19 protein-coding genes are annotated in these 21,859 nt (G+C 63.5%); 4 read left to right on the top strand and 15 right to left on the bottom strand.

Going from position 1 to position 21,859, the window contains the following annotated elements:
* Positions 1-89: 89 nt before the first annotated feature.
* Together M0D67_RS34515 and M0D67_RS34510 are read right to left on the bottom strand one after the other, a co-directional pair.
* Positions 90-1,445, bottom strand: a complete 1,356-nt coding sequence (locus M0D67_RS34515; protein WP_266241422.1) for an MFS transporter — start codon at positions 1,443-1,445, stop codon at positions 90-92.
* Positions 1,446-1,609: 164 nt separating this feature from the next.
* Positions 1,610-2,782: a M20 aminoacylase family protein gene (locus M0D67_RS34510; RefSeq protein ID WP_168435858.1), complete on the bottom strand. Its 1,173-nt coding sequence runs from the start codon at positions 2,780-2,782 to the stop codon at positions 1,610-1,612.
* Between the two features lie 118 nt (positions 2,783-2,900).
* Here M0D67_RS34510 and M0D67_RS34505 point away from each other — a divergent pair, with 118 nt between their 5' ends.
* A complete protein-coding gene (locus tag M0D67_RS34505) occupies positions 2,901-3,851 on the top strand; it encodes a LysR substrate-binding domain-containing protein (RefSeq protein ID WP_154564209.1) in 951 nt (316 codons plus the stop codon).
* Between the two features lie 108 nt (positions 3,852-3,959).
* Here M0D67_RS34505 and M0D67_RS34500 read toward each other — a convergent pair whose 3' ends face one another.
* Both M0D67_RS34500 and M0D67_RS34495 read right to left on the bottom strand, forming a co-directional pair.
* Positions 3,960-4,418: a hypothetical protein gene (locus M0D67_RS34500; RefSeq protein WP_168435859.1), complete on the bottom strand. Its 459-nt coding sequence runs from the start codon at positions 4,416-4,418 to the stop codon at positions 3,960-3,962.
* A gap of 129 nt (positions 4,419-4,547) precedes the next feature.
* On the bottom strand, positions 4,548-5,984 hold the full coding sequence (locus M0D67_RS34495) for an aldehyde dehydrogenase family protein (RefSeq protein ID WP_154564211.1): 1,437 nt from the start codon (positions 5,982-5,984) through the stop codon (positions 4,548-4,550).
* A gap of 208 nt (positions 5,985-6,192) precedes the next feature.
* Here M0D67_RS34495 and M0D67_RS34490 point away from each other — a divergent pair, with 208 nt between their 5' ends.
* Complete coding sequence (locus tag M0D67_RS34490; protein ID WP_054040615.1) at positions 6,193-6,564, top strand: cupin domain-containing protein; 372 nt, start codon at positions 6,193-6,195, stop codon at positions 6,562-6,564.
* Between the two features lie 129 nt (positions 6,565-6,693).
* Here the strand turns inward: M0D67_RS34490 and M0D67_RS34485 are convergent, their stop codons facing one another.
* The 3 genes from M0D67_RS34485 to M0D67_RS34475 form a co-directional block, all read right to left on the bottom strand.
* Complete coding sequence (locus tag M0D67_RS34485) at positions 6,694-8,085, bottom strand: FAD-binding oxidoreductase (RefSeq protein ID WP_154564213.1); 1,392 nt, start codon at positions 8,083-8,085, stop codon at positions 6,694-6,696.
* Positions 8,086-8,242: 157 nt separating this feature from the next.
* Entirely contained in the window at positions 8,243-9,871 is a 1,629-nt protein-coding gene (locus M0D67_RS34480; protein WP_233464991.1) for a cytosine permease, read from the bottom strand.
* A 267-nt stretch (positions 9,872-10,138) separates the two neighbouring features.
* Entirely contained in the window at positions 10,139-11,110 is a 972-nt protein-coding gene (locus M0D67_RS34475; protein ID WP_154564215.1) for a LysR family transcriptional regulator, read from the bottom strand.
* Positions 11,111-11,264: 154 nt separating this feature from the next.
* Between M0D67_RS34475 and M0D67_RS34470 the strand changes: the two genes are divergently transcribed.
* Positions 11,265-12,665 (top strand): NAD(P)/FAD-dependent oxidoreductase, encoded by a 1,401-nt coding sequence (locus M0D67_RS34470; RefSeq protein WP_154564217.1) that lies wholly within the window; start codon positions 11,265-11,267, stop codon positions 12,663-12,665.
* Positions 12,666-12,729: 64 nt separating this feature from the next.
* Here M0D67_RS34470 and M0D67_RS34465 read toward each other — a convergent pair whose 3' ends face one another.
* Positions 12,730-13,623, bottom strand: coding sequence for a LysR family transcriptional regulator ArgP (locus M0D67_RS34465; protein ID WP_154564219.1), 894 nt, complete (start codon positions 13,621-13,623; stop codon positions 12,730-12,732).
* Positions 13,624-13,720: 97 nt separating this feature from the next.
* Here M0D67_RS34465 and M0D67_RS34460 point away from each other — a divergent pair, with 97 nt between their 5' ends.
* Positions 13,721-14,359 (top strand): LysE/ArgO family amino acid transporter, encoded by a 639-nt coding sequence (locus tag M0D67_RS34460; RefSeq protein WP_154564221.1) that lies wholly within the window; start codon positions 13,721-13,723, stop codon positions 14,357-14,359.
* A 15-nt stretch (positions 14,360-14,374) separates the two neighbouring features.
* On the opposite strand, the gene M0D67_RS34455 is transcribed toward M0D67_RS34460, so the two are convergent.
* The 7 genes from M0D67_RS34455 to M0D67_RS34425 all read right to left on the bottom strand — a co-directional run bounded on the left by M0D67_RS34455 (position 14,375) and on the right by M0D67_RS34425 (position 21,857).
* Positions 14,375-15,274 carry a hypothetical protein gene (locus M0D67_RS34455; RefSeq protein WP_154564223.1) on the bottom strand — a complete coding sequence of 300 codons (900 nt, stop codon included), beginning with the start codon at positions 15,272-15,274 and terminating at the stop codon, positions 14,375-14,377.
* Positions 15,267-16,796, bottom strand: coding sequence for an AMP-binding protein (locus M0D67_RS34450; protein WP_154564225.1), 1,530 nt, complete (start codon positions 16,794-16,796; stop codon positions 15,267-15,269). Before M0D67_RS34450 ends, M0D67_RS34455 begins: the two co-directional genes overlap by 8 nt.
* A 7-nt stretch (positions 16,797-16,803) precedes the next feature.
* Positions 16,804-17,040, bottom strand: coding sequence for an acyl carrier protein (locus tag M0D67_RS34445; RefSeq protein ID WP_154564227.1), 237 nt, complete (start codon positions 17,038-17,040; stop codon positions 16,804-16,806).
* Between the two features lie 33 nt (positions 17,041-17,073).
* Positions 17,074-18,729, bottom strand: a complete 1,656-nt coding sequence (locus M0D67_RS34440) for an MBOAT family protein (RefSeq protein ID WP_266241414.1) — start codon at positions 18,727-18,729, stop codon at positions 17,074-17,076.
* A gap of 5 nt (positions 18,730-18,734) precedes the next feature.
* Complete coding sequence (locus M0D67_RS34435; RefSeq protein ID WP_154564231.1) at positions 18,735-19,949, bottom strand: cell division protein FtsQ; 1,215 nt, start codon at positions 19,947-19,949, stop codon at positions 18,735-18,737.
* Positions 19,949-20,977 carry a twin-arginine translocation pathway signal gene (locus tag M0D67_RS34430; protein WP_166618252.1) on the bottom strand — a complete coding sequence of 343 codons (1,029 nt, stop codon included), beginning with the start codon at positions 20,975-20,977 and terminating at the stop codon, positions 19,949-19,951. Before M0D67_RS34430 ends, M0D67_RS34435 begins: the two co-directional genes overlap by 1 nt.
* 142 nt (positions 20,978-21,119) lie before the next feature.
* Entirely contained in the window at positions 21,120-21,857 is a 738-nt protein-coding gene (locus M0D67_RS34425) for an alginate O-acetyltransferase AlgF (RefSeq protein WP_154564235.1), read from the bottom strand.
* Positions 21,858-21,859: the final 2 nt, after the last annotated feature.

The raw sequence follows: 21,859 nt of genomic DNA, 5'->3' as shown, positions 1-21,859 counted from the left end.
GGCAACGCTAATAGACCACTAACAATGCAAGGAAAGGCCAACACCATAGGAACACTGACAATGCCGCCGCCAAAGGCAAAAACCCAACCTTAATCTATTGCCTTCCCAGCAGTCTCCCGCACAAACGGCAACGGCAACAACGACACAACCCCACACCCAATCAAATACCAGGCAGGCGCCAGATTACTCCCCGAAATCTGAATCAACCAGGTAGCAAAAAACTGCGCAAACCCACCAAAAATCGAAACCCCTAAACAATAAACAATCGACATCCCGGTAGCGCGAATCTCGCGCGGAAACATCTCGGGCAACATGACGATATTGGGCACAGCCGTAAAAGCGACAAACACAGCCAGCACAGCAACAACAGACAACAAAACAGGCACCGTAGGCGAAGCATTGATAATCATGAACGCCGGATACACGGCAACAATCAGCAACACCCGCGAAATCCACAAAACACGTTTACGCCCCACCCGATCGGACAACGCCCCCGCAAACGGCGAGCAAATCACCGTCACCACCGCCGCGGTCCACGCGGCCCACAACGCCGACGACATCGGCAAATGCAAAATCCGAATCGCGTAGGTAGACAGATAAAACAGCACGATGTAATTCGCCGCCGTGCCGCCAATGGTCGTCAGCACCCCCGTCGTGATCACCCGCGAATGCTCGCGAAACAGCCTGCGAACCGGCTGTGCATCAGGCGCCTGGGCCGCCGAAACCGTGCCGTCTTCCACGCCCGGCAACGTTTCGTCCAGATGCCGCCGGATGTAAATACCAATCGGCCCCATCGCCATGCCGATCACAAACGGCACGCGCCAGCCCCAGCTCTCCAGCGCAGCAGTGGACAGCGCCGCCGCCAACGCAACACCCAGCAGCGAGCCGCATACCGTGTTCAACCCTTGGCTCACAAACTGCCAGCTTCCGTAGAACCCGCGCGTCTTGTCGCTGCCATATTCAAGCAGCAACGAGGTCGATGCGCCGACCTCGCCGCCCAGCGCGAAGCCCTGAATTAATCGCGCAAGAATCACCAGCAGCGGCGCGGCGATGCCGATCGCCGCATACGTCGGCGCGAATGCGATGATCGCCGAGCCGAGCGTCATCAGCCACAGCGTGAGACTCATCGCGGCCTTGCGGCCGGCACGGTCAGCATAGCCGCCGAGCACAATGCCGCCCACCGGACGCATGATGAATCCCACGCCGAACGTGCCGGCGGCCAGCATCAGTTGCGCAAGCTGCCCTTCCACCGGGAAATACAGCTTGCCGATGATCGTCGCGAAGAAACTGTAGATCGTAAAATCGAAAAACTCGAGGCCGTTGCCGAGCGTGATCGCAGCAATCGCTTTGGCGTGGCTCGTGCGTTTGGCCGGCGGCGTGGCCGACGCGCCAGCGAGATTCAACGCGTCGGTGCCTGCTGGTTGCGGTGTAGCGGAATAGTCCATCTGTGTCTCCATGGTGTCCTCCCTGCTGATGCGCGGCCCTGCGGTCTTGTGCGCCTGAGAGCAAAGGACGGCCTGACTGGCCCCAACACGGCCTTGATGGCCCCGCTGGTCTTCGTGACCCTCGGAGCCTTGCACGGCCTCAGTTCAATCCGATGGCACCCGGCTCAGACGAGGAACGTCTGCGCAAGCCGCACCCAATAGGCCGCGCCGGTAGCGAGACAGTCGTCGTTGAAGTCATAGCCCGGGTTGTGGACCATGCAGCCGCCCTCGCCATCGCCATTGCCGATGATCAGGTAACTGCCCGGGCAACGCTCCAGCAGGAACGCGAAGTCTTCACTGCCGGTCAACGGTTGCATGTCGGCGATCAAACCGTCTTCGCCGAGCCAGTCGAGCGCGACCTGCCGTGCGAGACTGGTCATCTGCGCATCGTTGACCAGCACCGGATACCGTCGCTGATAGTCCACATGCGCTCGCGCGCCGAACACCGCCGCCTGCCCGCAGGCAACCGCCGTGATGCGCTCCTGCAAATAGTTGCGAACCTCGGGCTTCAGCGCGCGCACGGACAGGCGCATCTCCGCGGTTTCAGGAATCACGTTCGGTGCTTCACCGGCGTGAATCGCGCCGACGGTGATGATCGCCATGTCGAGCGGTGCAATGTTGCGCGACACGATCGACTGCAAGGCCAGCACGATCTGCGCGCACACCACCACGGGATCGACCGCCTTGTGCGGCACCGCGCCATGACCGCCGCGGCCAGTCACCTTGATGATCACCGTATCGGACGACGCCATGAACGAGCCCGGCAGGAAACCGAACTTGCCCGTCGGAAAACCGGGCATGTTGTGCATCGCGAAGACCGCGTCGCACGGAAACTTGTCGAACAGGCCGTCTTCGAGCATTTTCTTCGCGCCGGCCTGACCTTCTTCAGCGGGCTGGAAAATCAGGTTCAACGTGCCGTCGAAACTCTTTTCCTGCGCCAGATGCTTGGCTGCCGCCAGCAGGATCGCCGTGTGCCCGTCATGGCCGCATGCGTGCATCTTGCCGGGGACGGTGCTCGCGTACGGCAGGCCGGTCGTCTCATGAATCGGCAGTGCGTCCATGTCGGCGCGCAGGCCGAGTTTGCGCGTGCCGCTGCCTACTTTCAGTTGCCCTACAACGCCGGTCTGACCCAGCCCGCGATGCACGGTGTAGCCCCACTCCTGCAAGCGTTCCGCGACCAGGTCGCCGGTGGCGAACTCTTCGTAAGCCAGTTCGGGCTGCGCGTGGATGCGGCGGCGCAGCGCGATCATTTCGTCTTCGAGTTCGGCGATGCCCGCCGGGATGGCCATGGTGTTCACGATGTTGTCTCCGTCGATGAAAGCGTGAACCGAGCATAACCACGCCGATTTTCCAGCGGCAGGCGTAGAATCGTTGCGCCAGCAACCAGCGGTTGCCACCCATGTACGGGTTTTCCAGATGAAACTGCATCAACTCAGCACCTTAGCGGCCATTGCGGATACCGGCAGTATCCGGGCCGCCGCCCGTTCGCTCGAGCTTTCGCCGGCCGCCGTGACCAAGGCCATGCGCGAACTGGAAGCCGATCTGCACGCGCCGTTGCTGGTGCGCGGCGCGAGCGGCGTCGCGTTCACGGAGTTCGGCCGCGCGCTGGTCGTGCATGCGCGGCTGGTGCTCGGTCAGTTGCAGCGCGCAGAAGCGGAGATCGAGGCGATGCGCGGCGCAGCGGCCGGCAAACTGTCGATCGGCGTCACACCGTGGGTGGCGCTGACATTCCTGCCGCCCACGGTGCAGCGGTTCCGGCAACGCATGCCGGAGGTCCAACTGGAATTCTTCGAGGGTCTGTTGGCGGTCGTGCAACCGCGCTTGCGCGACGGCAGCCTCGATTTTTCGATTGGCCGTCCTCCGCCTGCTTCGCCGCAATCGGAGTTTCACAACGTACCGCTGTTTTCCACGCATTCGGCGGTGGTCGCGCGCCGCGATCATCCCAAGGCGGGTTGCCGCACGCTGCTCGAACTGGAAGACGCCGAATGGGTATTGAACTGGGACCCCGCCAGCCGCGAGTCGATCTCGGACAATCTGTTCCGCAAGCGCGGCATGAAGGTGCCGCACACGATCCATCTCGCGCATTCGCTCGCGGTCGTGCTCGGCTTGCTCGCGCAAACGGACATGCTCAGCATTTTTCCGTGGCCGCTCGTCGAGGTGAGCATCGCGAAGGAGAATCTGTGGGCGCTGCCCTTGCGCGAGACGGTGGATGAAACCATCGTCAGCATCACGTCACGCCGCGGCGCGCCGACGAGTCCGGCGGCCACGTGTTTTCTCGAGTGTTTGCGTGAAGTCGTCGACGAAGGTGCGCGCTCGCAAGACCCCGAGCTGCGCCGGCTGTTTCATTCGATCGAACTGCTGCTGTAGTGACGTGACCGAATCGCGTTGTTGAGCAACGTCACGGGCCAGCGTGGCTTCATCGCATTCAAACAGGCGAGGTACGGTCGCCCGCTACTACCTGGGTTGCTGGCCGGATTACTGGCTGGATAAATGCTTCTGCAGATACGGCACGAAGCCGTTTTGCGTCGGACCGATCTGCTTGACGCAATCATCGTAGTCAGAGCCCATCGCGCGATCCTGGCCATACATGCCACGGCACTGCGCGTACAGCGTGATCGTTGCCCCGCTGCCCTTGGCCACGCGCGTGGCCGAAAAGACCGCATGGCCCGAGCGGTTCGGAACATCGGTCTCGATCGCTACCGCGTCCGCGCGGACGATCGACGTGGAAGAATGCGCCGCCACATAGTCCTTCGTAAGCGACCAGGCCTTGTCGCACTGCGCCTGATCCGCGCACCCGACCGCAGCGTTACGCTGCGCGCTATCGAGCAGGTTCTCTGAGCGGGTAAAGTCGCGCGCCTGCGCCTCCTGTTTTTCGGCGGACATGCAGCCGCTCAGGGCAAGCGCAGCAAGCGCAATAGCGATAGTCGTTTTCACAGGTTCAAGATCCGATGGCGAATTCCGGCAAAGATTATAGACGCCCGCAAACGGCGTTCGCAGATTGGAACAGCCATCGGAAAACTGCCGGCGCGGTGACGTCCCTCACCGCCCGGCAGTCACGCAGCGTCAGCTCGCGTAACCCACTACGCCCTTGATCTCCAGAAAATCCTCGAGACCGAACTCGCCGTACTCGCGGCCATTGCCCGATTGCTTGAAGCCGCCGAACGGCGCATCGGGGCTGTAGTCCGCGTAGTTCAGATAGATCGTGCCGGTACGCAGGCGCTTCGCCACCGCATGCGCGTGCTCGATCGAGGCGGATTGCACATAGCCCGCGAGGCCGTAGAGGCTGTCGTTGGCCATCGCGATCGCCTGGTCTTCGGTGTCGTAGCCGAGGATCGACAGCACCGGCCCGAAGATCTCTTCGCGCGCAATCGTCATGGTCGGCGTGACATTGCCGAACACCGTCGGGCGCACGAAGTAACCATCCTTCAATCCTTCAGGACGGCCCGGCCCGCCGGCCACCAGCGTAGCGCCCTCTTCAACGCCCACGCCGATCAGCCGCTGGATCTTGTCGAACTGCTGCTCGCTGATGACCGGCCCGAGATCGATGCCCTTCGCATCCGCAGGACCGACGACGAGTGCTTCAGCCGCTTCCTTCGCATACGCCAATGCCTCGGCGAGGCGTGCGCGCGGCACGAACATGCGCGTGGGCGCATCGCACGACTGGCCGCTGTTGTCGAAACACGCACGGGCGCCGCGCATCACAGCCTGTTTCAGATCGGCATCTTCGAGAATCAGGTTGGCCGATTTGCCGCCCAGTTCCTGGTGCACGCGCTTGACCGTGTCCGCCGAGGCCTTGGCGACCTGCACGCCCGCACGCGTCGAACCGGTGAACGACATCATGTCGATGTCCGGATGACGCGACATCGCCTCGCCCACCGTTGCGCCTTCGCCGTTGACGAGGTTGAACACGCCGGCCGGCACACCCGCTTCGTCGAGGATCTCGGCGAAGATGATGCCGGAGAGCGGCGCCAGTTCCGAAGGCTTGAGCACCATCGTGCAGCCGGCCGCGAGCGCGGGCACGACCTTGGTGGCGATCTGCAAGGCCGGCCAGTTCCACGGCGTAATCAGCCCGCACACGCCGACCGCTTCCTTGCGGATCAGAATGCTGCTCTTCACGTACTCGAATTCGAACGTGTCGAGCGTGCGGATCATCGTCTCCAGATGCGCAACGCCGGTCCACGCCTGCGCGTCGTTCGCATATTGCAGCGGTGCGCCCATCTCGCGGCTGATCGCATGCACCATGTCGTCATAGCGCTTGCGGTACACGTCGAGGATCGCTTGCAGCAAATCGATTCGCTGCGCGATCGTCGTCTCGCTGTAGGCAGGAAAGGCACGCTTCGCCGCGGCCACGGCGCGGTCGACATCGGCCGCGCCGCCGAGCGAAATCTGCGCGAACGCGGTAGCCGTGGACGGATCGATCACGTCGAGCGTGGCGGCACCGGCCGGGTTTTGCGGATCGACCCACTGGCCGTCGATGTAAAACTGTTTGGCGTGTTGCATGGGCTTGTCCTTTACATGAATGGTTGGGTCAGACGTTGGGCCGGCAAAGCGCCCGAGAGCGGTATCGAATGCTTTACATCGACGCCGCTCAATCTGAATGTCTTCAAATCGAAATTCATCGCTACGCAGCTTTGGCTCAGACTCCGGTTCTGCTTCGATTCCGTCATCGAATCCCTCGTCTTTGAATCAAATTAACCAGGAGAGACACATGAGCACCATCACTTTCACCCGCATCGACGCTAAAGGCCCCGGCGCTTCCGGCCTGAACCCCGCTCTGCACGATCCCGCCGACGTCATCCTCGAAGGCGCCAAGGCACCGCACGCCCTCAACGCATTCTCCGACGCAAGCAACATGCTGTCCGCCGGCGTATGGCAATGCGATGCGGGCACGCTGAAGCTGGCCGACCTGCCGATCCACGAAGTCTGCGTGCTGATCGAAGGCGAAGTCGTCATCACCAGCGACGACGGCCGCAGCGAACGCTATGCCGCCGGCGACGCCTTCATCCTGCACAAGGGCTTCTCGGGCACGTGGCATATGCCGGTGGCGACCAAGAAGTACAGCATCGTGTACTGCGGTTGATTCATACTGCATCGCAGCGTTGCTTCAACAAGAGCCGCACCCGTTAAGGTGCGGTTTTTTCATTCCGGCTGCAATCAATAAAAAAGCCGTCGGGCACATCGATCACTACAGTGGCAACCATAACGGCAACTACATCGGGAAGCCCAGCGCCTTGATCGAATTGATCCAGAGACGCCGCCAGCCGCCGCGATCGTCGGCGCCGTCGAATGCGTTGAAGGTAATCTTCGCGGCGATCCAGCGCAACGGTTCCGGCGGAATGTACGACGGCCCTTTGCGCGAAATATCCAGCGACGTAATCAGCGTCTCCCGATTCCACAGCATGTCGAGGCCCATCTTCGCACCAAAGCGGCTGCCCGCCACCCCGAAACCCGTATAGCCCGCGACGAACACGCTTTTGCCGCCGTGATAGCGGCGCGCGAACACGGCGCCGCGTGAGCAGTAGTCGATCGGGCCACCCCATGCATGGGTGAAGCGCACGTCGTCCAGTTGCGGAAACGTGCGGTAGAACGCTTCGGCGAGCTTGTAGTATGTGCTCTCGTCACGATCCGCGGCCGGATTTGGATCGCCGCCGAAGTGATAGCTCACACGGCCGCCGAAGATAATCCGGTTGTCTTTGGTAAGACGGAAATAATTGAGTTGCGTACGCGTATCGTAGATGCCCTGGCGATTGTTCCAGCCGATGCGCGCCATCTGCTCGTCGCTCAAAGGAGCAGTCGCGATGATGTGATCGCGCACCTGCATCACGCGGCGCTTGATGTCGGTCACGCCCACGTCTGCCGTGCCGGTGCCAAGCAGCACGCGTGGCGTTTCGATGCTGCCCGCCTGGGTGTGCACCATCATCGTTGCGCCGAGATCTTCCATGCGCGTGATCGGCGAGTGTTCATGCAAACGCACACCGAGTTTCAGCGCGGCGGCCTTCAGTCCCCACGCGAGTTTCGCCGGATGAATCGTGCCGCTGCGATTGCGCGACCACATCGCGCCCGCGAACAGCGGTGAATCGAGTTGTTCGCGTGCGCCTTTGCTGTCGAGCAAAACGACATCATGCCCGTGGGCTACGTGGAGCTCGTAATCGCCTTTCAGATGATCGAGGTGCCCCGGATCGACGGCCACCGTCATCTCGCCATTCCATTCGACGTCCGCTTCAATGCCGTAACGCGTCAACGACTCCTTGAAACCGTCGAGGTTCTCCTGCCCCAGCTGTTCCAGCACGTCGAGGTCTTGCGGAAAGACCCGCGTTGCATTCGGCAGACCATGCATCACCGACGTGGAGATGATCCCGCCCGGACGACCCGATGCGCCGTAGGCCACCTTCCCCGCTTCGACCAGCACGACGTCGAGCGACGGGTCCGCTTCTTTCGCCTGAATCGCCGCCCACAAACCGGTGAACCCACCGCCAACGATCACCAGATCCGCGGAAGTCGGTCCGATCAATTCCCGTTCGACAGCCGGTGCACGCGGATTGTCCAGCCAGAACGGAAACAGCTTTACACCTTCAAACGCGCGCTTTACTGACTCGCTCATTGTGTTTGCCTACTCAACTTGAATACCATTGCATTTGCTGCGCGACTGTTGCTTCGGTGCGGCCTTGGTGGCGCTTCGACGCAGCTTCTAATGCCACCTCGATTGCCCTCGGCGAAGTCTCACTGCGCCTTGCACTGAGCGCCTCGAACCGCACGATTCAACCCGCGTCCTGCGTGTCCAGCACTTCTTCGCGTTCACGTCGTACGGCGCGCTGCTGCGCTTGCGTTTTCATTTGTGTCTTCATTTGTGTCTTCATTTGCGCGCCGCCAGCCTTAAGCCTGGTCGCCGGCACCACCGGGTGCACGGTCGCGTTGCGCTGCGGACCGCTACGCAACCAACGTCGGCCAAGCGGCCCATACACGCCATCCGGTTCAGGAAAACACTGCAGCAATGCGATATACAGCGCACAGGCGAGCGTCAGCGAAACCGGCATGCTGATGTCGAGCCCCCCGGCGAGCTGCCCGAGCGGGCCGACGAACTGATCCGGCAGATTGACGAAGCACAGGCCGATCACCGCGCTCGGAATCCACGCACCCATCGCGCGCCAGTTCCAGCCGTGCGTGAACCAGTAATGACCGCCACGGCCGCCGCGATTGAACACCTGCAGATCGTCGGAAAGATAGAAACCGCGCCGCGTCACGAAGCCGATGATCATGATCACCATCCACGGGCAACTGCAGACATTGATCAACACCGAGAACGTCGACACGCTTTCGACCAGATTGAACGCGAAGCGGCCGAGAAAGATAAAGCCGATGGCAAGACTGCCGATCAGCAACGTGGCGCGCACGCGGTTCAGAAACTTTGGAAACATGCTCGACATATCGAGCCCGGTGCCGTACAGCGCGGTGGTACCCGTCGACATCCCGCCGATGATCGCAATCAGGCACACCGGCAGAAAGAACCAGTTCGGCGAGATCGCCAGCAGACCGCCCACGTAGTTATTCGAGGCGATGAAATCCGGCGCCTTGCTGGCGATGATCGTCGCGGTAGCAAGACCGAAGAAGAACGGCACGAAGGTGGCCAGTTGCGCGAGCATCACCGCGAGAATCGTGCGCTTCTTCGGTGTGTTCTGCGGAATATAGCGGGCCCAGTCGCCGAGCGTGCAGGCGAACGACACCGGATTGCTCATCGCAACCAGCACAGCACTCACGAACGCCGGCCAGAAACCCACCGAGCCGAGCGCCACCTTGCCGGCGTACGCACTATTGAACGGCCCGGCGAACGCCACAATGCCGACCACGAAAAGCAGACTCGCGGCCCACACGGCGATCTTGTTGACCCACAGCATGAAGCGGAAGCCGTAGACGCAGACGGTCAGCACCAGCACCGCAAAGAGACCGTACGCGAAGCTCAACGTCATCCAGTTGACCGGCAGGCCGAGCAGATGATTCGCGCCGCCCACGAGCGCATCGCCCGAGCTCCACACCGCCAGCGAGAAGAACGCGACGGCGGTCAACACCGCCAGAAAGGAGCCGACGATCCGGCCATGAATGCCGAAATGCGCACCCGACGAAACCGGATCGCTCGTGCCGTTGCGCGGACCGAACAGCCCCATCGGCGCAAGAATGCACGAACCGATCACCACGCCAAGCACGATCGAATAAACGCCCGCCTTGAACGACAGACCCAGCAGCACCGGAAAACTGCCGAGCACCGAGGTGGAAAAGGTATTGCAACCGCCGAACAGCAAGCGGAACAGATCGATCGGCCGCGCATAACGCGAGCGATCCGGAATGCGTTCAAAACCGAATGTTTCGACTTGGGTGATGCTGTTGCTGCTCATTGTCTCCAACTCCTGTAACGGCCAGGTCAATCACGATGGCTCGCCACGAGGATGCGGCGTCCACTTTTCTCAGATGTCTGGACGCCACTGTAAAGACAATCAGTGCGGGCAAAAATATCGCCCGCCCAACCTTTACTTCGATCGCGGGCGATGTAACCTGAAATGCCCGTCCTATAAGGCTCTGCGGAGGTAGCCAGAGGCCGCGCGGGTACCTCCTTCGGGCCTGGCGAAACGCAAACGTCGAAGCGAATAGCGAGAATCCTCGCCTCAAATCGGGCTTGCCTCACGCGCCTGACGGCGCCGCTTCGCCGCGGCAACAGTCGGCAGCGGCACCGGCACCGCGCCGGACATGCCGTGCTCGATCAGAAAATCGCGGAACAGACTGGCGACATGCGGCAGGCGTTTATCGGACACATGCATCACGTACCAATCGCGCTCGATTGGATTCGCGGGCAAGGGCAACAACGCCAGCAAGCCCGCCTGAAATTCCAGCGAGCACGCATGCAGCGACAGAAACGCGATACCCAAGCCCGCCTCGACCAGTTGCTTGATCGCTTCGTTGCTCGAGAGTTCGGAGCCGATATGCAGCTTGTGGCCGGCGAGCCGAAACAGATTCTCGACCGTCGAGCGCGTACCCGAGCCCCGCTCCCGCACGAACAGATTCGCGGATTGCAGATCGTCCAGCGACAGGCGCTTCTTCTTCATCAACGCATGGGCGGGCGAGGCGACGAACGCCATCGGATGCTTGGCGAACGCCGTGGCCACTGTGCGCAATTCGCGTGGTGCGCTGCCCATCACCGCAAGATCGATCTCGTGCGTGGCCAGCATGCGGATGATGTCGGCGCGATTGCCGACCTTGAATTGCACCTTCACTTGCGGGCGCGATTCCGTGAAGCGCACCAGAAAAGGCGGGATCAGATATTCGGCGGTCGTGATCGCGCCAATGCGCAGTGTGCCGCCCTGCTCGCCATGCAAGGCGGCAAGATCATCCGCCGCGCCATTCCATAGATCGAGGATTTCCAGCGCATAGCGCGCGAGGATTTCGCCCGCCGCGGTCAACTGCACGCCACGGCCCACCCGCTGCAATAGCGGCGCGCCCGCGGCCTCTTCGAGCAGGCGCACCTGAAGCGACACCGCCGGCTGCGTGAGCTTCAATTCTTCGGCCGCGCGCGACACGCTGCCGAGCTTCGCGACCGTATGCAAGGCTTTCAATTGACGAAACGTGGCGGCTTTTAACATAAGTGAAAACCTATATGTTGTGCAGAAACATTAAATTGTGCTGCGGTTTCAGCCGATTCTATACTGGCCCTGACAGATGAGGCCGGTGAATACCCGGTATAGCCCCGGAACGCCTTCACCGGCTCAGCACGGACAACTTCAGGAGGATAGGATCATGGCCGCAATCGATCAGCAGGGAACCTCTACCGCGCAACGCAGAGAGCAAGGGCAGCAAGCGGCTCAATCGACGCAAGCGGCGGCGCATCGCGTCGTGATCGTCGGCGGTGGGGTCGGCGGCCTTGGGCTCGCTACACGACTGTCGGAAACGCTCGGACGCGCCGGTCTCGCGCAGATCGTGCTGGTGGATCGCTGGCCGACGCATTTCTGGAAGCCCTTGTTGCACGAAGCCGCGTCGGGCCAGCTCGATCCGGCCACACACCAACTGCAATACGCAGTGCAGGCGCAACGGCATGGCTTCGAATTCGAACAGGGCGAGCTCGCCGCGCTCGATCGTACGAACCGGCACATCACGCTGAATGCGCTCCACGACGCCGACGGCCGCGAAATCCTGCCGTCACGGCAGCTTGCATTCGATACGCTGGTGCTGGCCATGGGCAGCGTCACACAATATTTCGGCGTGCCCGGCGCGGCCGAACACGCGTTGCCGCTCGAATCGGTCGCGCATGCGGAAGCGTTTCGCCGCAAGCTGCTCGACGCCTGTCTGCGGGCCAACCATGCGCGACGCGCACGGACCGCGCAGGCGGACACGCCGGTGTCGATCAACATCATCGGCGCTGGAGCGACAGGCGTTGAACTCGCCGCTGCGTTGCGCGACACGGTGCGCCTGCTGAACCGCTATAGCCCGTTTTCGCTCGACCCCGTGCGCGACTTCCGCATCCGTCTGATCGAAAGCAGCGAGCGCGTGCTGCCCGCCCTATCCGAAACGATCTCGGCGCGTGCACAAAAGATGCTCGTCAGTCTGGGGGTCGACGTGTTGAACGCCACACGCGTCACCGAAGTGCGCGCCGATGCCGTGCTGACGAATGAAGGCGCACCGCTCGCCAGCGACATCGCGATCTGGACCGCCGGCATCGCGGGGCCGCCGGTGTTGCGCACGCTGGGCGGCATCGCGGTGAATCGCAACGCACAGGTGCAGGTGAACCGCACGCTGCAATGCACGAACGATGCGAACATATTCGGACTGGGCGACTGCGCGGCCTGCCCTTCTTCTGAAAACGCGGACGCGTTTCTGGCGCCGCGCGCGCAAGTCGCGCATCAGCAGGCGCTGTTTCTGGCGCGCGCGCTGAAGTGCCGGATAGCGGACGAACCCTTGCCGGAGTTCGTCTATCGCGACGCCGGCACGTTGGTCGGCTTTGGCCGCGAAGGCACGATCGGCAGTCTGAGCAACAGCTTGCTGACGCAGCCGGTGTTCGTCGACGGCTGGCTGGCGACTGCCGTCTACAAGCTCATCTATCGCCGCCACGTGATGACATTGACCGGCTTCGCACGCATGGCGCTCGATTCGGCGAGCCACTGGTTGCGTCGACGCGTGCATCCGGTGATCCGGCTCCATTGAAATTGGCAAGCGCGGGCGGCGTCTTTCAGATTCCCAGATTCAGAAAACACCGCCCGCGCGACGCTCAATCGAGAAACTCCGTCGCCCGTTTGCGCAGCACCGCGCCGAAATCGTCGAGCCAGCCGATCGACAGGCGCCAGCTCTGCCAGTACAGATCCACGTCGATATGCTTGCCGGGCGCCACCTCGACCAACTCGCCGCTGGCAAGGTGCGGCGCGATCATCCGTTCGGGACACATGCCCCAGCCCATTCCCGTCACGCAGGCGCGCAAAAAACCGGCGACGTGCGGAATCCAGTGCAAGGGCGGATCCAAATCGGCCCGCGTGATGCGGCGCATGAAGCGCTTCTGCAACTGATCCTTCGGGTTGAAATCGACGCACGGCGCGCGCCGTAACGACTCGCGCGTGACGCCGTCGGCAAAATGACGCTCGCGAAACGCCGGCGTGCAGACCGCCAGATAGCGCATCCGCCCGAGCCGGGTCGAGCGGCAGCCCTGCACCGGCTCGGCCTGCGTGGTGACCGCGCCTTGCACGCTGCCGTCGCGAATCCTCTGCGCGGTGTGGTCCTGGTCGTCGATCACCAGATCGAGCAGCATCTCCCGTTCCACGCAGAACTGCGCCACTGCGTCGATGAACCAGGTGCCCACGCTGTCGTCGTTGACGGCCACGCGCAGCGCCGGCCACGGTTCGACCAAGGCGCCGGGCAGTGCCGGCAACCGGCCGGTCAGCTCCGCTTCCAGCAACAGCACGCGTTCGGTATGGCGGCACAGCAGCGCCCCCGAGGTGGTCGCGACACACGGCTGGCCGCGCTTCACGAGCACGCTCCCCACCCGCTCCTCCAGCAGTTTGACCCGCTGCGAGACGGCTGAGGGCGTCACGTTCAGTTCGCTGGCCGCACGGTCGAACGAGCCGTGCCGCACCACGGCGGCCAGCGCGTCGAGCAATGCATAGTCGAGCATTAGCGTTCCTTAATCGGCATTAAGTAAATTAGCTTCTCTTATGAGCAGCAAAACCGCAGACTAGTCTCGTTCGCTTTCCCCGTCTACTGGATCGATTATGAATTGGCTGTCTTTTTCCCACGGTGCCGCCCTGTGCGCGTCGCTGATCGTGACGATCGGCGCCCAGAATGCCTTTGTGCTGCGTCAGGGCATCATGCGCTCGCACGTCGGCAAGATCGTCGCTCTGTGCGCGCTGTCCGATTGCATCCTGATCGGCGCGGGCGTCGGTGGCGCGTCGGTCCTGGTGGAACGCTATCCGGTGTTCGTCCACGCGATGCTGTATATCGGGCTTGCCTATTTGGCGTGGTTCGGCATCAACGCGCTGCGCCGTGCAGTACGTCCGGGACATGCAGTGCTGGACGCCAATGCGGGCGGCACCGCACCGGGCACGAGCGCAGCAGCACCCGTGCAACGTGCAATGCCGATCATCCTGATGACGCTGGCCTTCACGTGGCTCAATCCGCACGTGTATCTCGACACCTTCCTGCTGATCGGCACGGCCGGTGCGCGCGAACCGGACGGCGCACGGGTGGCGTTCGCGCTCGGCGCGATGGCGGTGAGCGGAATCTGGTTTATTGGTCTGGGTTACGGCGCCCGCGCGTTGGCGCCGCTGTTTCGCCGCGCGACGGCGTGGCGCGTGCTGGACGGCGCGATCGGCAGCATGGTATTGCTGCTGGCGGTGACGCAGTTGCGGTGATTGCCGGCAGGCGCCCTACTTCTGCACCTGCTGCATGCCGAGCAGTTCCTGCACGAGTTGCGCCGACACGTAATGCGGTCCGTCGAAGAGATAGGTCCGGTAACCGCGATACGCGAGCAATTGCGGCGACAGTTCAGCAGCCGTCGCCGCGCGGAACGCGCCGCCCTGGGCGGGACGAAATGCCTCGGCGATGATCCGCACACGATCCTTGCCGAGCCGTGCCGCCAACGCATCCGCATATTCACGCGCAGCCGCCGGGCCACGCGCATAGACACCGCAGCCATCCTGCAGAAACACGCCGACATCGGGCGGCAGCCAGCCGTCCAGCCACGCTGCCAGCGCCGCGCCGCCGATATTCGAGTTGTCGTAGACACTGATCCACAGCGGCCGCGGGAGCTTGTCGAGCAAAGGCGCGAGCGCGGCGGCGTCCTTCCAGGTTGGGTCGACTTCCACCGGAAAGTAATAACCGTCGATGTGAATCGCCGGCCGCACGGCCGCCAACTGCTTCGATTGTTCGATCAGTTGCGCCGCCTGCGCACGGGCTGTGGTTTCGTCGAAACGTCCGGCGAGACCGACGATCACATTGCGCGCCCATGGTTCGCCGGCAATCCGCGTCCAGTCCGGCAAGCGTCGGGCTGTTTGCATAGCGGTGCCAGGCAGAAACGACGTGCCGTCCACCGCCGTCCATTGCACCAGCAGATCCGTCACGCCGAGGCGATTCCAGTCGCCGTGCGGGTCGACATGATCATCGTCGATCTGCCAGACCACGCCCTGCGCCAACGCGCCGGCGTCGCTCGCACCAGGCGCCGAGCAGCCGTACACGAGCGCTGCGCACGCGCTCGCCGCCAGCAGCGCGCGGCGGCGCGGCGAGACCGGCTCGCCCTCCCGGGTCTGAACCTCGTGTGAACTACGCATTGTGCTGGCGCTGTGCTTTGAAATGAACGTCACGATAATCCTGAGCAAGTTGCGCGCGATCGATCTTGAAGTTGACAGATACCGGCAAGGACCGGCACGCGAGCAATTCTGACGGGATCATATACGACGGCAGGCGCGCGGCCAGCAGCGTCTTCCAGTCCTGCAACGCATCGGGCAGCCGGCCGTCGTCGTTGCCGGTTGCGACGAACGCGACGATCCGCGCGACCGAGCCGTCCGGCCGCCGCAACGGCACGGCTGCGGCACTCGCTGCAGCGGGCAGCGCGCGCAGGGCCGCGTCGATCTCCATCAATTCGATCCGGTAGCCGCCCATCTTGATCTGATCGTCGATACGTCCGTGGCAGAACAGCAGTCCGTTGCCGTCGATCGCGCCCAGATCGCCGGTGCGAAACGCCCGCTGTCCGTTGTGGATGAACATGCGTGCCGCGTTCAGGTCTTCGCGGTTCAGATAGCCGCGCATCACATGTGCGCCGGCGATGCACAATTCGCCAGCGTCGACGAACACCTCGGCGTCGCGCTTGGCATGGCCGATCGGCAGGCGCGCGTGATGCGCGAGTACCGCATCGTCGACGACGATCCAGGTGGTCGCTACAGTCGCCTCGGTTGGTCCGTATGTGTTGATGATCCGTGCGGCCGGGAAGCGCTGGCGCAATTGGCGCGCGAGTGCGACTGGTAACACTTCGCCGCAGAACAGGAAGGTCCTGAGCGCCGGCAAGCCGTCTTGCGAGAACTGCGGATTGAGGAGTTGCTGTTGCGCAAACGATGGTGTCGACACCCATGTGGTCATGCGGTGACGTGCGAGCGTGGCGAGAAACGCTGAGCCCTGCGTCGTCAGCGCACGCGAGGCGAGTACCACGGTGCCGCCGAGCGCGAGGGTGCCGAACACTTCGTACATCGACAGATCGAAGCTGAAGGGTGCCTGATCCAGGAACACCGGCGCGTCGCCGAGCGCGAAGTCGGCCGCCATCCAGTCGGCCAGCGCGGCGACGCTTTCGCGGCCAATCTGGACGCCTTTGGGTTCGCCGGTCGTACCGGAGGTGAACAGCACGTATGCGAGGTTTTTCTCGCGCAATACCGGCGGTGCTGATGCTGTCGAAGTCGAAGTCGAACTCACCGCCCCCTCTACCGCCTCAAATTCGACCCACGCGCCGTGCCCGTTCAAACTCACGAAGCGGCCGTCGCGCGCGTCGAAGTAAGTCTGCGCGCCGAGCGTGCTCGCGATGCGCTGCATCCGTTCATCCGGATAGATCGTATCGACAGGCACGAACGGCGCGCCGAGCAGCAACGCCCCCACCATCGCCACAAAAAATTCCGCTTCCTTGTGACCGCGGATGATCACCGGCACATCCGCAGCGAAACCGTGTGCGCGCGCCTGGCTGGCCCACGCGTGGGCTTGTTCCTCCAACTCGCGCCAGCGCAATGCGCGATCGGCACCGATCACCGCCCACGTGTCCGCACGAACATCGACATCGGCAAAGCAGTTCGCGCTCAGATCGAATCGCATGGCGCGCCTAGCGATTGGCGGCGATGAACGCGCAAAGCGCATCCACGGATGCCAGGTGCTCGGCGATCTCGGTTGGCGGAATCCGCACGCCGAATTGCATCTCGACGCCCATTACGATTTCGACGGCCAGCACCGAATCGACCAACCCCGTTTCGAGCAGCGGTTCATCACCGCGCACGAGGCGCAGCACGACGGATTCGACCAGTGCCGCCACGTCGGCGTGCAGCGTTTCGTGTTGAGTCATTGTGTACTCCTTGCGCAAACGTCGTTCCGGCAATCAGAACTGGAAATAAAGAAAACGCACTTCGCCATGCAACTGCGCGACGCAGAACACCAGCACGCCGAACATCGCGACGGTCCAGCGCAGCGAAGGCCGCCATGTCAGCGCAGCGGGCAAGCCTTCGACCGCGCGATCGAGCGCCGGCGAGAAGCGGCCCATCAGTTGATGTGAATTCGGCGTGCACCAGACGATCGCCAGCAGCGCGACGATCAGCAACGCGAGCGTCGAGCGGCCCGCGACAAGATGCAGCCATTCGCCAAGGCCCATGTTCGCCGTGCCCAAGGCGGGCCAGTCGAGCGCTTCGATACCACGCAGACCCGCCATGCCCTGCAATAACGCGAGTGCATCGCCGACGCCATGTGCCCGGAAAAATGCAAACGCGATCAGTGCGGCCACGAAGGTCAGCAGGACGTTGCCCGCATGGCGAACGCGTGCTTTGAAGCTCAATGTGAACGCCGGGGCTGTTTCTGCTGCCCGTGCCGTCCCCGCTGTAACTACCCCAACCGCCGGCGCAGCCGCCCCCCGCCACGCGCGATAAGCGTGATTCACAGTGAGATAAAAAGCGTGCAGCAAGCCGTAAATCAGATACTGCAAGCCCGCGCCGTGCCAGATGCCGGCCAGCGCCATCGTGTAGAAAGTCGGCACGGCCACCGTCGAGAGAAAGCCGCCCGTCGAGCGTTGCGCGAGGCGCCCGATCGGCAGGCCACGCAATGCACGGCTACGGTTGATCCGCATTGCCAGCGGGTAGTACAGGTAAGCCGTGAGATAGCGCGTGAGCGTCATATGCCAGCGCTGCCAGAAGTCGATGATGCTGGCCGCCTTGAACGGCGAATTGAAGTTCAACGGAAAACGCACGCCGAACATCTTCGCGAGGCCCACGGCCATGTCCGAATAACCAGAGAAGTCGAAGTAAAGCTGCAACGCGTACGCGAGACAGGTGCCCCACGCCGCCAGCCACTGCAACTCGTGCGGCGCGGCGAAGCCCGCGTCGGCGAACGGTGCGATGGTGTCGGCGAACAGCAGCTTCTTCGCGAGGCCGATCGTGAACACGAACGCACCGATCGACAGATTTTCCGCGCGCAGCTTATACGTGGCCGGCTGCGCGAACTGCGTCATCATTTCTTTGTGATGCAGGATCGGCCCCGCGATCAGATGCGGAAAGAACGTGACGAACTGCACGTAGCCGAGCGGGTCGCGCTCCTTGACGATGCCCGCGTTGCAATCGAGCAGATAGCCGATCTGCGTGAAGGTGAAAAACGACACGCCAAGCGGCAGGATCACGCCCTGCATGCCGTGCGCGAGCCAGTCGGCCGGCGCGACGCCGCTTGCGTGCACGAGCGCGGTGAGCAGCGTCGCAAGATATTTGTAGCGCACCAGCAGCGCGAGGTCGGCGGTGATCGCGAGACCGAGTAACCAGCGGCGGCGAACGGACTGCGCAGGCGCCGCGACAATCGCACAGCTCATCGCGTAGTTGAACGCGATCGACCCCACCAGCAAAGCGACGAACGCCGGATTCCACCAGCCGTAGAACACGATCGACGCACCGCAGAGCCACGCCGCCGCGGCGCGTGGCATGCGTTGGCCGAGCAGGTAGTAGCCGGCCAGCGCCGGCGGCAGGAACAGCGTGAGGAAGATGAATGAATTGAATAGCATCGGGATCAGTCCTGCCTGGCTGGTGCGGGAGCGGTGCCGACCGGCATCGACAGCGCGTCTTCCGACATTTCCCAAATCACCACGCGCACACTCTTCGGCCACGTGGCACGCTCGCGCCAAACCGCCTGCATCGCGCGGTCGAACTGGCCGTCGTCGAGGCTGACGTTCCACACTTCGCGGCCGAGCTGCTCGCCGAGGCGCTCGGCAAACGCGCTGCGGCGCGAAAACGAACTGCCCGCGAGCAGCACATCGGCGGCGGGACCGTCGTCGAGCAGGCCGCCTGTGCGTTGTGCCTGTAGAGTTTCAGCAGCGACGACATCAGGCGCTGGCCGCCACGCATCCGGCACGTCATTCAGATTGGCGAGCGTGAGCAAATCGCCGATGCGCGGCGCGGGTTGCGCCGTCGTGTGCGTGAATGTGGTGTCGCCGGGTTTACCGAGCAACGGCAACACCGCGGCGCCGACCACCTGTGCAGCCGCTTGCGCACCACGCGCATTCCAATGCACATCGGTACGGAAAAACGCGGGACGTGCAGCTTGCAACGCCGGCATCAATTCGACGTGCGTGACGTTGCTCGCGGTCAACGCGCGATTCCATACATTCAGACGCTGCGTCATCCGCGCGTCCTGCCGCAGCCCGCACAGCGCTTCGCTCTCCACGCGCGCTTTGTCGGGCACCGTCACCACCACCAGTTGAATCCCGGCGCTGCGTAGCGCATCCGCGTAACGATGCAAGGAGGCGATGCGCGCATCGGTCAGCGCGTCACCGCCATCGGCGCGTTCGACAGAATCATGTCCCGGCTGCACCGGCGCGCGCAGGCCGTCCGCATAGAACAGCCAGCCGGGACAGCCCTCGCGCACCTGATGCCCGAGGTCGCCGAACAACCGGTAACGCGCCGCGGCTTGCCAGCGATGCAGCGACCGCGCATACGGCACGTCGATTGCACGGTCGAGACTGCGGCCGAGGCTGCCGTCACGCCAACCATGCGCATCGAACGACGCGCCGTTGCGCGACTGCATGACAAGCGAGGCCAGCGCGCCTGCACAACCGAGGCCGAGCAACAGCGCGACCAGCCACGCGACGTGTCGATGCGCGCGAGCGAGCGGCCCCGGCGCCGCCGCAGCAGCGTGACCGTGCGCCGCACCGGTGTCGTTGCCCGCTGCGCCTGCCGCTGTGCGACCCACCGTACGCGCCGGCGTGCGTCCAACTGACTCGCTCATCAGGCGATAGCCTTGGTCAGGCGTGCGAGGAACGCATCGTCGGCCATGACCGAGGCTGCGTCCCACTGCCCGCCCGCGCTCGGCAGATTCATCATCTGCCCTTCGTTGAATTGCCAGACGATCGCTTGTGGCGGATTCGCCTTGAAGGCCGGCGCTTCCACATAGTTGAGCAGCGTCTTCCACGGACCGGTGTCGCCGAAGGTCCACGTCAAACCAACCGGGCGATCGATTGCGTTCGAGAGCTTCTGCGGAAAACCGAGGTACGGCTGAACCATGCTGTTGCCGACCACCTGCACGACCGGCGGGCCACCATCGACGAGATCCGGCGACGCCACTACCGTGCGCACGATGAAGTGATCCTTGCCGACCGTTTTCTTGCGGTCCGGCGGCAGCAAGGCCGCGAGGTCGCCGTAGCGGACTTCCTCGTTCCACTTGCCAAGCCGGCTGCCCGCGCCCGCGGTGCCCTTCAGCGGACCGGCCGCCATGAGGCGTTTGGCGACACGCGCGGCGACCGCTTCGGCGGAATGGCCGCTCCAGTGGTAATCGGCGCGAATGTACTTTTCCTGCGAAGCATCGACCGCGGCGATCGCGCCGTCGCCATCGACTATCTGCAAGCCGAGCGAAGCGCCGTGCGCGCGAATCGCGGCATAGCGGCTCGCGACCCCTGCGGACATCGCGGTGCCGTCCGGCAGATTCTCCGGACATGCACGGGCTTTTAGCGGCGCGATCACGATCACGCTATGGATGCCGCGCGCCGTCAACTTGTCCGTCGCCTGATGAATCAGATCGACGGCTTTCAGACACGCGGGCGTTGCGTCATCGGTGAGGCTTTCCCAGCCGGGATAGAGCCACAGATTGCGGCCCTCGATCACGCTGGTCGACGCCGCGGCAAACGCGCGGCGCGGCAGCAGCGACAGCGCGCCGCTGAGCGGCGCCGCGGCCAGGGCGAGCAGCAGGCGGCGACGAGTGCTGTTGAGTGGCCCGGCCTGGATGGACGGTTGGAAAAGCGAACGGCAGGAGTCGGTCATGTCGTGTTCCCCGGACTGATTTGAAGCATCTCTCATGTGGCACAACGTCGGCGGCGCGCGCTGAAGCGTGGCCCGCGTTGCGATCTTCTCTTGGTGTTCCCGCTACTTCTTACTGCTATTTCGTGTTGCCAATGCGTGCCGCTCAATTCGCGGCCGGCGGCCACGCGAGCGCATCGCGTGCGCCGCTCAACACCGGCTTTGCGGCATCGCCGGTGACGAACAGGCTGTAGCTGTCACCGGCAGCGAGCGCAGGCAACGGCAGCACCGCGCTCGCCACCGCGCCGCACTGCCCCACCAGCTTCGCGCTGACCGGATTGATCGCGCGCGTGTCCTGCGCGCCCGCGGCCACTTGAGCGAACACCGTCGGACCATTGCCGTCCACTCCGATCTTCGCGCTGCAACCGGGCGCGAAATTGAACGCGCGCAAAGTCGCCTTCAATCCATCGACCCGCTCATAGCGGCCGACGATCCGCGTCGCATGCCACCCCTTTGCATCATGACGCAGCGCGACGGTGACGGCGTCGCCTGCACGTGTCGCTGCATTCGCCGTCGCATTGGCCGAACCGGCGGCATCGGCCAGAGCCTTACCGTCGACCGTGACGCGTGGCGGCGTGCCTTCCGTCAGCACGCTAAAGCGCGTGACCGCGCCCGGCGCGAGCGTCTGCGGCGCTTCGCTGCCGGCGAGCGCGACCCGCACCGCCTGCGACGATGCGTTCAGCACGCGCAGATACGACGCGTTGGCGGGCGGCTGCGGTCCATACAGACCAGCGACATCGTCAGCAGCCGCGTACGCCACGCCAGCCGACAGCAGCGCGGCTGAGGCCACGGCCGCTGCCATCACCGCTGCCACCTTCGATTTACCCAAGCGGTCTCTTTTCATTT

This window comes from Paraburkholderia sp. SECH4 (assembly GCF_030511745.1).
GTDB classification, from domain to species: Bacteria; Pseudomonadota; Gammaproteobacteria; order Burkholderiales; family Burkholderiaceae; genus Paraburkholderia; species Paraburkholderia madseniana.
This window is presented reverse-complemented; position numbering and strand designations above follow the sequence as displayed.